Origin of the sequence: Streptomyces sp. NBC_00210 (assembly GCF_045160975.1) — a bacterium.
In the GTDB taxonomy this organism is placed as follows: domain Bacteria; phylum Actinomycetota; class Actinomycetes; order Streptomycetales; family Streptomycetaceae; genus Streptomyces.
This window is the reverse complement of record NZ_CP108120.1, coordinates 7330495-7341815: the sequence shown is the minus strand read 5'-3', so window position 1 is coordinate 7341815 and position 11321 is coordinate 7330495. Positions and strand designations below refer to the sequence as shown.

Sequence of the window (11321 nt, the reverse complement as noted above, 5' to 3'; positions counted from 1 at the left end):
GGCCTGCCCCCGGCGCATGGCCGTGCCCGCCGGGTCTGCCGACTACGGCTCCGAAGTGCCGTATCCCCCGCCGCCCGGGGTCTTCATCACCAGCACATCCCCGGGCCCGACGTCCACCGAGTCCACGCCGTGCAGCTGCGTCACACTCCCGTCGGCCCGCTCCACGAGGTTGTGGCCGAGCGCGCCCGTTTCGCCGCCCGCCATGCCGTACGGCGGGACGCGGCGGTGCCCGGTGAGCAGCGCCACCGTCATCGGTTCCAGGAAGCGGATTCTGCGGACCACTCCGCAGCCGCCGCTCCAGCGCCCCCGGCCGCCGCTGCCGTCCCGTACCGCGAAGGCGTCCACGCGCACCGGATAGCGCCACTCCAGCACTTCGGGGTCGGTCAGGCGCGAGTTGGTCATATGGGTCTGCACGGCGTCCGCGCCGTCGAAGCCGTCGCCCGCGCCGGAGCCGCTGGCCACCGTCTCGTAGTACTGCACCCGGTCATTGCCGAAGGTCAGATTGTTCATCGTGCCCGAGCCCTCGGCCTGGACGCCGAGCGCGGCGTACAGCGCGCCGGTGACTGCCTGCGAGGTCTCCACATTGCCGGCGACGGTTGCCGCGGGGTAGGCGGGCGCGAGCATCGAGCCGTCCGGCACGCGTACCTCCAGCGGCTCCAGGCTGCCGCTGTTGAGGGGGATGTCGTCGCTCACCAGCGTGCGGAACACGTACAGCACCGCCGCCATGACGACGGACGTGGGGGCGTTGAAGTTCCCCGGCTGCTGCGGCGATGTGCCGGTGAAGTCGATGACGGCGCTGCGCGCCTCGCGGTCCACGCGCAGGGCAACCTGGATGACGGCGCCGTTGTCGGTCTCGTAGCGGTACTCGCCGTCGTTGAGATCGGCGACGATCCGGCGCACCGACTCCTCGGCGTTGTCCCGCACATGCCGCATATACGCCTTGACCACGTCGAGCCCGAACTCGTCGACCATGCGGCGCAGTTCGGCGATGCCCTTCTCGTTGGCGGCGATCTGGGCGCGCAGGTCGGCGAGGTTGGTGTCGGGCGCGCGGGACGGATGGACGGCGGTGGTCAGCAGTTCCCGCGTCTCGGCCTCGCGCAGCCGCCCGTCCCGCACGAGCAGCCAGTTGTCGAAGAGCACGCCCTCTTCGTCGATGGTTCTGCTGAAGGCGGGCATGGAGCCGGGGGTGATGCCGCCGATCTCGGCGTGGTGCCCGCGCGAGGCCACCAGAAAGCGCAGCTCGTCCCCCTCGAACACGGGCGTCACGACGGTCACATCGGGCAGATGCGTGCCGCCGTGGTAAGGATCGTTGATCGCGTACACATCGCCCGGTCGCATGGCGCCCCCGTCCTTGTTGCGCCGCAGCACCTCCTTGATGGACTCGCCCATCGAGCCGAGATGTACGGGGATATGGGGCGCGTTGGCGATCAGGTTGCCGTGTTCGTCGAACAGGGCACAGGAGAAGTCGAGCCGTTCCTTGATGTTCACGGAGTGAGCGGTGTTCGCCAGCCGTACGCCCATCTGCTCGGCGATGGCCATGAAGAGGTTGGTGAAGACCTCCAGGAGGACCGGGTCGACATCGGTGCCGACGGCCGTCCTCCCGGGGCGTGGGCGTACCCGCGTCAGCAGCAGCTGCCCGTTCTCGTCGGCGGCGGCGCGCCAGCCGGGGTCGACGACGGTGGTGGCATCGGCTTCGGCGATGATCGCAGGCCCTTCGACGCCGTCGCCGGGGCGCAGATCCCGCCGCCGGTACAGGGGCGTCTCGCGCCGCTCGCCGGCCACGAACATCCGCACCATGGCGCGCGGAGCGAACTCGCCCTCCCTCTCGATCTCGTCGACGACGTACGCGCCGACCTCACCCGCCGTGCCGACGGCTTCGACCGAGACGGCCTCGATGACAAGGGGCTTGTCCATGGCGAACGCGTAACGCGCGCGGTGGGTCGTCTCGAATTCCTCCTTCATGGCGGTGACGGTGTCCAGCTGCACGGGCAGGCTCGCGTCCGTTCCCGCGTAACGGATCAGCACGCGCGCGTGCGTGCTGATCGCGTCGTCCGGGATGTTGTCGGCGCGCAGTTCGGCGCGGGTGCGGCCGGCGAGCTCCGCGCAGAGTGTGCGCACGCGCGTGACCGCTTTCTCGTCCAGCTCCGCCTCCACGGACTGCTCGCGCATGGCGGTCGCGTCCGCGAGACCGATGCCGTACGCGGAGAGCACTCCGGCCAGCGGCGGCACGAGCACGGTGTTGACGCCCAGGGCGTCGGCGACCGCGCAAGCGTGCTGGCCACCCGCGCCGCCGAAGGAGGTGAGGGCGTAGCGGGTGATGTCGTGGCCGCGCTGCACGGAGATCTTCTTGACCGCGTTCGCCATGTTGAGGACGGCGATCTCCAGGAAACCGGCGGCGACTTCCTCGGGGGTGCGCTGCGTGCCGCTCTCCCTGCGCACCTCCTCGGCGAGCGCGACGAAGCGCTCGTGGACGATTTCGCCGTCCAGGGGCTGATCGCCGTCGGGTCCGAAGACGGCGGGGAAGTGGTCGGGCTGGATGCGGCCGAGCATCACATTGGCGTCAGTGACGGTGAGGGGGCCGCCGCGGCGGTAGCAGGCGGGTCCGGGCACGGCGCCCGCGGAGTCGGGGCCGACACGGTAGCGGCGGCCGTCGAAGTGGAGCACGGAGCCGCCACCCGCCGCGACGGTGTGGATGTTCATCATGGGCGCGCGCATGCGGACGCCGGCGACCTGGGTGCCCAGCTCGCGCTCGAACTCGCCCGCGTAGTGCGACACATCGGTGGAGGTGCCGCCCATGTCGAAGCCGATGACCCGGCCGAAGCCGGCCTGCTCGGAGGTACGGGCCATGCCGACGACGCCGCCGGCGGGTCCCGACAGCACGGCGTCCTTCCCGCGGAAGTGGGCGGCTTCGCGCAGACCGCCGTTGGACTGCATGAACATCAGGCGGATGCCCTCGAGTTCGGCGGCGACCTCTTCGACGTACCGCCGCAGGATCGGTGACAGATAGGCGTCCACGACGGTCGTGTCGCCGCGGGGTACGAGTTTGATCAGCGGGCTGACCTCGTGGGAGCAGCTGACCTGGGTGAAGCCGAGGTCACCGGCGACTTCGGCGATCCGGCTCTCGTGGGCGGGGTGGCGGTAGCCGTGCAGCAGTACGACGGCGGCGCTGAGGAAGCCGTCGGCGCGGGCGGCCTTCAACTGCTCGGTGACGGCTGCCAGATCGAGCGGCCGGACGGTCTCGCCGTGCGCGTCGAGGCGTTCGGGGACCTCGATGACACGCTCGTACACCGCCTCGGGCAGCACGATCCGGCGGTCGAAGAGCCGGGGCCGGTTCTGGTAGGCGATGCGCAGGGCGTCCCGGAAGCCCTCGGTGATGACGAGGACGGTCGGCTCACCACGGCGCTCCAGCAGCGCGTTGGTGGCGACGGTCGTGCCCATCTTCACGCTGTCGACCCGGTCGGCCGGGATGGGCTCGTCCGGGCCGACGCCGAGCAGCAGCCGGATCCCGGCGACGGCCGCGTCCCGGTACCGCTCGGGATTGTGCGAGAGCAGTTTCCGGCTCACGAGCCGTCCGTCGGGGCGTTTGCCCACGATGTCGGTGAAGGTGCCGCCACGGTCGATCCAGAACTCCCAGCGCCCGCTCATTCCCCCATTCTGGCAAGGGAAGCGTCCAGGGACACCGCAGCGAGCGCGGCCGAAAGCGCGTGTTCGGCGCTGCGGTCGAGCCGGGCGCTGGTGCCGCGCGCCCAGTGGCGCACCTCGGCGCCCGCCAACTGCAGCAACTGCGGCAGCAGGTCGGTGCAGCGGCGCGCCACCCAGCCGGTGCCCGCCGTGGCGAGCCACAGCAGGGACGCGGAGCGGGTCGGCGCGGGCTGCTCGGGCTCGCACCCGGGCGCGGTCCCGTGGGCGAGGCCACGCTCGACCAGCAGCTCGTGGAAGCGCCGGGCGATCATCCGGTGCCCCCGCTCACCCGGGTGCAGCCGGTCGGCGCTCCACATGGCCCGGTCGGCGACCCAGGCGGCGTCCGCGGCATGCAGATGGACGGCGTCGTAGCGGGCGGACAGGGCGTGTACGACGGCGTTGACGGCCCGCTGCCGCCTGGCGAGGGGCCGGGCCAGCGGCAGGGGCAGCCCGAGCATGCCGCCGGGGTCGGGCAGACAGGCGGTCAGCAGTACGGTGCCGCGGGCCGTGAGCTGTGCGCAGACGCTGTCGAGCCGCCGGGTGAGGGCCTCGATGTCGAAGGTGCAGCGCAGGGTGTCGTTGACCCCGACGAGTACGGAGGCGATGTCGGGTTCGAAGGCCAGCGCCTCGGGCAGCTGCCGCTCGGCGACGTCCTCGGTGAGGGCACCGCTGACCGCAAGCTTGAGGAACTCGGCGGGCGCGTCGTCACCCCCGATCCCCCCTGCGAGCAATGAGGCCCACCCGCGCCACCCGTCCCCGACACGATCGCCGACGCCTTCGGTGAGGGAGTCCCCGAGCGCGACGAAGCGGGGCGCGCGGGAGGGGCCCCACGAACCCGCATCACCGTCACGGACGGCGAACCTCGCCGCCTCGCACGCCTCGGCGAGGGCCGCTCCCACGCCGAGGGACGGTGGTCCCCCTTCGGGGACCACCCCCGTACCGCCAGGAGTCGCCCGCGCGTCGAGCTCCGCGTCGCCCGGCTCGTCCACCGGCGCAGTCCCGGTCGTCACGCCCGTATCCCCTCTCCCCGGGTCCGTGCGCGCAACGGCGGGGCGTCGTGGGCGGACAGGAACGCGTCCACGGATCGCTGCCAGTCGAAGAGTTCGGCCCGCGCCCTTGCCGCCTCGCGGCGGTCGGGCTCCGGGCGGGCGAGCAGCTTCTCCACCGCGTCGGCGAAGTCCTCCGGCGTGTCCACGGCGGCCGCTCCCGCGTCGCCCACCACCTCGGGAAGTGCCGACGACGCGCTTGCGACGACCGGGGTGCCGCAGGCCAGCGCCTCCAGGGCCGAGAGGCCGAAGGTCTCCGCGGGCCCCGGTGCCAGGCACAGGTCGGCCGATGCCTGAAGGTCGGCCACCGCTTCGCGGTCGCCGACATAGCCGAGGAAGACCGCGGGCAGCCCTTCCGCGCGGGCCCTGCGGGTCAGCGCGATCCGCAGCGGGCCGTCGCCCGCGACCACCAGGGACGCCCGCACGCCGCGCCCGCGCAGCTCGGCGAGCGCGTCCAGGGCCATGCCAGGGCGCTTCTCCACCGACAGGCGGGAGCAGAGCAGCAGCAAGACTTCCGCCCCGGCGGCGTACTTCGCGCGCAGGACCGTGCTGCGGCGCCCCGGCCAGCACCGGCGCAGATCGACGCCGAGCGGCGCGCGCACCACATTGCGCGCCCCGATGCGTACGAACTCCCGCTCCGCCCACTCCGTCGTGCAGACGATCCTCGAGTACGCCCACGCCGTACGGCGGTTGAGCCGGTCCGCGGTCCGGCCCGCGAGCGACTCGGACAGACCCCACGTGCGCAGCACCCCGTCCGCCGTCTCGTGCGAGACCATCACCGACGGGATCCTCCGGCGCCGCGCCCATTCGCCGGTCCACCGCAGCGTGGTGCGGTCGGAGACCTCCAGCCGGTCGGGCTCGAGGATCTCCAGGACGTCCCGCAGCCGCCGCCGGGCGGCCAGCACGCGGTAGCCGCCCGTGCCGGGCAGCTCGGGTCCCGGCAGGGTGATCACCCGCCCCTGCGGCGTGAACCGGTCGCTCTCCACATCGCCCGGCACGATCAGCACGGGCTCGTGACCCGCGGCCAGATACCCCTTGCCCAACTCGCGCAGCGCCGTGCGCAGGCCACCGGAGGCCGGGGTGACGAAGTTGGCAAGACGTACGATCCGCAGCGCGCTCATGCCGCCACCGCCGTACGCGCACCGAGCACCTCGGCGTAGTGGTCGAGGAGCAGATCCCCGATCACCGCCCAGGTCCGGCCCTCGACCGCGGCCCGGCCTGCCCGGCCGTACGCGGCCCGCAGCTCCGGGTCGGCCGCCAGCGTGGCAAGGCCCGTCCGCACCGCGTCGGCGCACAGCGGCTCGACCAGCAGCCCGGTACGCCCGTGGTCGACCAGGTCGAGCGGCCCGCCCGCAGCGGGCGCGATGACCGGCACCCCGCTGGCCATGGCTTCCTGCACGGTCTGGCAGAACGTCTCGTACGGACCGGTATGGGCGAAAACGTCCAGCGAGGCGAAGATCCGGGCGAGGTCGTCGCCGGTCCGGCGGCCGAGGAAGACAGCCCCGGGCAGCGCGGTGCGCAGCGAGGTCTCGCTGGGCCCGTCGCCGACGACCACGACCCGTACACCGGGCGTGGCGCACGCTTCGGCGAGCAGTTCCACATGCTTCTCGGGGGCGAGCCGGCCCACATAGCCGACGATCAGCTCGCCGTCGGGGGCGAGCTGACGCCGCAGTTCCTCGTCCCGCAGTTCGGGCCTGAAGCGTGCGGTGTCCACGCCGCGCGGCCACAGCCGCACCCGTTCGACCCCGTGCTCCTCCAGATCGCGCAGGGCAGCGCTGGAGGGCGCGAGCGTACGGTCCGCGGCGCTGTGCACCGCGCGGATGCGCCGCCAGGCGGCGTTTTCGCCCGCGCCGACGTACGTACGGGCGTATCCGGCCAGGTCGGTCTGGTAGACGGCGAGGGCCGGCAGACCGAGCTTGGCCGCGGCGGCCATGCCGCGCACACCGAGCACGAACGGGCTGGCAAGGTGCACCAGCTCGGCCCGGTGCGCGGCGATCGCGGCAGCCACCCGTCGGCTGGGGAGAGCCACCCGTACCTGGGGATATCCGGGCAGCGGCAGGGAGGGTACGCGCACCACGGGGCAGGGCGCGCTCTGGTCGGAGCCGTCCGCGGCCCCGGCGACCGCCGGGGCTATGACGAGCGGGTCATGACCGCGCGCGGCGAGATGCCGGGCGGTCTGCAGGGCGCAGTGCGCCACACCATTGACGTCGGGCGGGAAGGATTCGGTGACGATGACGACTCGCATACCCGTGTTGTCGTCTGGTCCGGGGTGGCTGCGCCAACGTGGATCTTTCCGCTGGTGGAACGTCCCATGAGCGTTTGTGGCGGGGCCCCCGTGACACCCCTGCACAACGTCCGAAATGTCATACCGCGGGCATGTCCGGCCCGATTCTGCTCCGTACCGCGGTCTGCACCTCGGCCTCCTCGGCGGGATCCGCGGCCAGTCGGCGCAGCCGCTCGGCGACGCGCACATCGCCGGTCTCGGCGTGCAGCGCGGCGACCTCTCTGGTGGTCTCCTCGCAGTCCCACAGGCATTCGACGGCGAATCCGGTGGCGAAGGAGGCGTCGGTGGCCGCCAACGCCTGGGCCGCGCGCCCGCGCAGCTGCGAGGACGTGGTCTCCCGGTACACATGGCGCAGTACGGGTGCGGCGCAGCCGATGCCGAGCCGTCCGGCCCCGTCGACGAGCCTCCACAGCAGCGGCGCGTCGGGGCCGTCTGCCCGTACGGTCTCGCGCAGCGCGCCGAGGACCAGCTTGGCGTCCTCTGCGGTGCCCCGGCAGGCGAGCACACCCGCCGCCGAAGCCCCGAGCGCATCGGGCCGGTGGACCCAGCCGCGGGCCCGGTCGACGGCCTCGTCGCCGCACATCCGCTCGAAGGCGGAGACAGCGGCGTCGGCGACTGCCCGAGAGGCGTCGGCCGCGGCGGCCTCGATCAGATCGAGGACGACGGGGTCACGTGACTCGGCGAGATAGTGCAGCGCGGCGCAGCGCGCGCCGTCGGAGCCCTCGCGTGCGGTCTCGACTATGGCGGGCCGGTCCTCGGGTCCGGCGACCGCGGACAGGCAGCGGGCCGCGGGCACATGGAGGGCGCTGCCGCGCTCCATGCCCTGGTCGGCCCAGTCGAAGACGGCCTGGACGCTCCAGCCGGGACGGGGCCCGGTGGGTCGCATCTGGCGCTGCCAGCGGTCGAAGGAGCCTGCCTCCCGGGCCGCCCGCACCCGGGCGCCGATCGCGTCCCGCTGGTCCTCCGCCCACAGCCGCCACGGCCGCGGTTCGAAGGCATCGCGGACGGCGACGGCCAGTTCGGCGTCACCCTCCGGGGTGGCCGGGAAACGGGCGAGGACCGGCGCGGCCAGCGCCCGCAGGCCGCTGTCGTCGTCGCGCAGGGCGAGCTCGTCGAGGGCCCAGGCCCAGTTGGCGCCGCTCGCGGCGTACCGCCGCAGCAGTGCGAGGGCGTCCTGCCTGCCGTAGGAGGCGAGGTGCCCGAGCACCGCGAGCGAGAGACCGGTCCTGGCCTCGTCGGTGTCGAGACAGTCGTCGGTGTCGCAGAGGTGCCGCTCGATCTCCTCGAGACCGCCGTGGAGATCCAGGTAGAGGCGTGCGTAGTACAGGGAGCGGTTCTCGACCTGCCAGTCGTGGCGGGGGTCGTTCAGTACGCAGTGATTGAGGGCGGCGAGCGCTTCGGCGCGGGGCGCGGCGAGCGCGTGCAGCGTGCCGTCACCGCGGCCCCTTTGCAGCAGGCCGAGCAGCGTGCCGCTCGGCGCTATGACTGGATCGAACATGGGGAAAGCCTCACATCAAGCTGTCGACGCAACCGGGGAGTGGAGATGCCTAGGCCGCGCAGCAACATGTAGGGCCGCCCGTCGTCTTCCGCTTGGTGTAGACCATCTTCCTCTGCCTCTCGTCGGTGGCCCCAGGGGAACTCCCGGATGAAGTCCGGGATAGGGCTCGACGTCATGATGACCCACCCATTTCGCCACCGCGACCACATTTACGGCGCCCTTCCCAACGGCCTCTCAGCGACCGCTCAATGGCCGCCGAACAGCTCCAAGAGCTCTGTCTTCCCAAACATCCGCGCCGTATCCATCGCGGACGGCGTGCCCGCTTCCGGGTCGGCTCCGCCGGCCAGCAGTGCACGGATGACGGCGTCCTCGCCCTTGAAGACGGCGCCGGCGAGCGGCGTCTGGCCGCGGTCGTTGGCCCGGTCCGGCTCCGCACCGCGGGCGAGCAGCGCCTCCACGGCCGGGGCGTGCCCGTGGTAGGCGGCGAGCATGACGAGGGTGTCGCCGCGGTCGTTGGTGAGGTTCGCGGGAACACCGGCGTCGATGTACGCGGCGAGCGCCTCGGTCTCTCCCTGCCGCGCCAGGTCGAAGACCTTGGTCGCGAGTTCGATCACCTCGGGATCCGGGGCTTCGCTCATTCGGAGGGACCGCCTTTCACTGCGTTGACCTGGGGCGCACGGCAAGAGCAGCCGTACGAGTGAATCGACAGGGTACTGCCCGTGCAGCAACATGACGCGGCGCGGCCGCGGCAAGGATCACCGCGAGCCCGGTGGGCGGGAGGCACTGTGCCGCGCAACCGCGCAGTGTGCCCCCCGGCCGGGGACCCGCCGTCCTCCAGTGCAGTGAAAGACCGGGAAGTTCACCCATTTGCACCTTTTATCACATAGATACTTCCTGTGAGCATGGAAGTACTCATGGTGACTGTCCCCTCAACCAGGAGAACCTCTCATGATCCTCTCCATCTCAGGCGTCGTCCTGCTCGGAATCGTCGTCTTCCTCTTCTTCAAGAAGGACGGGCTCAAGGGGTCCCACGCAGTCGTCTGCGGACTCTTCGGCTTCTTCGTCTCGGGCACCGCGATCGCCCCCAGCATCAAGGCCGGCAGCGCGAGCCTCGCCAGCCTCTTGGGCGGAATCAAGTTCTGACACCCGCAGCCCCAGACAGCGCAACACCTCAGCACCATCAACACCATCAGCACCCTCGGCACCTTCAGGAGACCGATGTGGCCCGGCGACCACTCCCCCGCATTCTGCGCAGCGGCAGCGCACAGATCGCCCGGAGCCGCGAGATCGCGCGCACGGCCGCCGACAGCGCCACGGATGTCCTCCAACCGCTGATCACGGTCACCCGTGGTCTGCGGCGGCTGGCCGCCATCGCCGGGCACAAATGGACCGCAACGCCCAAGGAACGGCGCGGTCCCACGCTGTTCCTGGTCGCGTCGATCGTCCTGGTGGTCGCGGTCATCCCGTACGGGCCGCTGGTCGCCCTGATCTCGGTGATGGCCGCGGCGGCCTGGACGGGCCGGGTGCGCACCCCCGCGAGGACCGGCCCCGACGAGGCGGAGACCGCGCGGCTGAAGGCGCTGTACGAAGCGCTCGTGCCGTACTTCTCGGTCGCCGAGGACCCGGCTCCGCTGTTCGCCCACGGCGGGGAGTGGAACAAGGCGTTCAGCGACTACGAGTTCGACGGCAACGGTCGGCTGACCCGGCTTCGGGTGACGTACCCCGCGTACTTCACCGACGGGGAGGCCGAGGCCCGCACCCGTATCGAGCAGCTGCTGCACGCCAAGTCCGGGCGCGGCCGCGAGTACCTCTTCAGCTGGGACGAGGAGGGCAACCAGCTCGTGATGAGCGTGCTGCCGGCACTGTCCACCGCCATCGCCGCCCAGCGTTTCGTCACCGTCCCCGGCGAGACCGTGCTGGGCTTCACCGACACCGGCGCGGTGCAGCGCACCGTGCCGGTGTCGGAGGGCGAGGAGACCCGCGACGCGCCGCCTGTCGTCTGGCGCACCGGGCCCCGCTCCACCGAGCCGCATCTGCTGGCGGTCGGCGAGCCCGGCAGCGGCACCACGACCCTGCTTCGATCGATCGCCCTCCAGGCCCTGCAGCACGGAGACGTGCTGATCGTGGAGGGCAGCGGAACCGGCGAGTACGCCTGCCTGACGGGGCGCGCGGGCGTACTCGCCGTCGAATGCGGTCTCGCCGGGGCGCTGGCCAGCCTCGAGTGGGCGGCGCACGAAACCGAACGGCGGCTGATCGCCGCCAACCGTGCCAGGCAGGCCGGCCACCCCGCGCCCGACGACACCAAGCGGCCGCTGTGGATCCTGCTGGACCGGCCGAGCATCCTCGGCCATATCGCGGCGGCCGACGGTCGGGCCGATCCGCAGCAGCTGCTGCCGGTGCCGCTGCAGCACGGCAGGGCCGCGCAGGTCACGGTGGTCGTGGCCGAGCAGTTCGACAGCGTCGAGTCGCTGACGGAGACGGTACGGACGCACACGCGTGCCCGCGTGGTGCTGGGCCCCGCCAGTTTCGAGCAGGTGGAGTCCGTACTGGGCAGGGAGCCGCACACCACGCCGACGCCCGACGTGCCGCCGGGCCGCGGATACGCCCGGCTCGGCACGGGTCCGGTGCTCAGGCTTCAGGTGCCCGCGACGCCGGACCCGTACGACGAGGCCACCAGCGAGGCGCACCGGCAGGCGGTGCTGGAGCTGCTGCCGGAACGGCAGGAGCTGGTCGAGGCGGCAGCACCCGAGCCCGCGCCCGCGCCCGCCGTCGTGGCCGCCCCCGTGCCCGCGGAGGGCTGAGGCCACCGGTC

General features: G+C 72.3%; 8 protein-coding genes. 2 read left to right on the top strand and 6 right to left on the bottom strand.

All coding sequences use genetic code 11. The features are described from left to right. Positions 1–42: 42 nt before the first annotated feature. The 6 genes from OG729_RS33310 to OG729_RS33285 all read right to left on the bottom strand — a co-directional run bounded on the left by OG729_RS33310 (position 43) and on the right by OG729_RS33285 (position 9147). Entirely contained in the window at positions 43–3645 is a 3603-nt protein-coding gene (locus OG729_RS33310; protein ID WP_405809624.1) for a hydantoinase B/oxoprolinase family protein, read from the bottom strand. Beyond that, complete coding sequence (locus OG729_RS33305) at positions 3642–4691, bottom strand: SGNH/GDSL hydrolase family protein (RefSeq protein WP_405809623.1); 1050 nt, start codon at positions 4689–4691, stop codon at positions 3642–3644. Before OG729_RS33305 ends, OG729_RS33310 begins: the two co-directional genes overlap by 4 nt. Further along, positions 4688–5848, bottom strand: a complete 1161-nt coding sequence (locus OG729_RS33300; RefSeq protein WP_405809622.1) for a glycosyltransferase — start codon at positions 5846–5848, stop codon at positions 4688–4690. The genes OG729_RS33305 and OG729_RS33300 overlap by 4 nt, the downstream gene beginning before the upstream one ends. Beyond that, positions 5845–6972, bottom strand: a complete 1128-nt coding sequence (locus tag OG729_RS33295; protein ID WP_405809620.1) for a glycosyltransferase family 4 protein — start codon at positions 6970–6972, stop codon at positions 5845–5847. The genes OG729_RS33300 and OG729_RS33295 overlap by 4 nt, the downstream gene beginning before the upstream one ends. Positions 6973–7090: 118 nt before the next feature. After that, positions 7091–8509, bottom strand: a complete 1419-nt coding sequence (locus OG729_RS33290; protein ID WP_405809618.1) for a HEAT repeat domain-containing protein — start codon at positions 8507–8509, stop codon at positions 7091–7093. A gap of 245 nt (positions 8510–8754) precedes the next feature. Continuing rightward, positions 8755–9147, bottom strand: a complete 393-nt coding sequence (locus OG729_RS33285; protein WP_360884767.1) for an ankyrin repeat domain-containing protein — start codon at positions 9145–9147, stop codon at positions 8755–8757. A 310-nt stretch (positions 9148–9457) separates the two neighbouring features. On the opposite strand from OG729_RS33285, the gene OG729_RS33280 reads away from it, so the two are divergent. Together OG729_RS33280 and OG729_RS33275 are read left to right on the top strand one after the other, a co-directional pair. Beyond that, positions 9458–9652, top strand: a complete 195-nt coding sequence (locus OG729_RS33280) for a hypothetical protein (protein ID WP_360884770.1) — start codon at positions 9458–9460, stop codon at positions 9650–9652. A 77-nt stretch (positions 9653–9729) separates the two neighbouring features. Then, positions 9730–11310 carry a hypothetical protein gene (locus tag OG729_RS33275; protein WP_405809616.1) on the top strand — a complete coding sequence of 527 codons (1581 nt, stop codon included), beginning with the start codon at positions 9730–9732 and terminating at the stop codon, positions 11308–11310. The last annotated feature ends 11 nt before the right edge of the window (positions 11311–11321 follow it).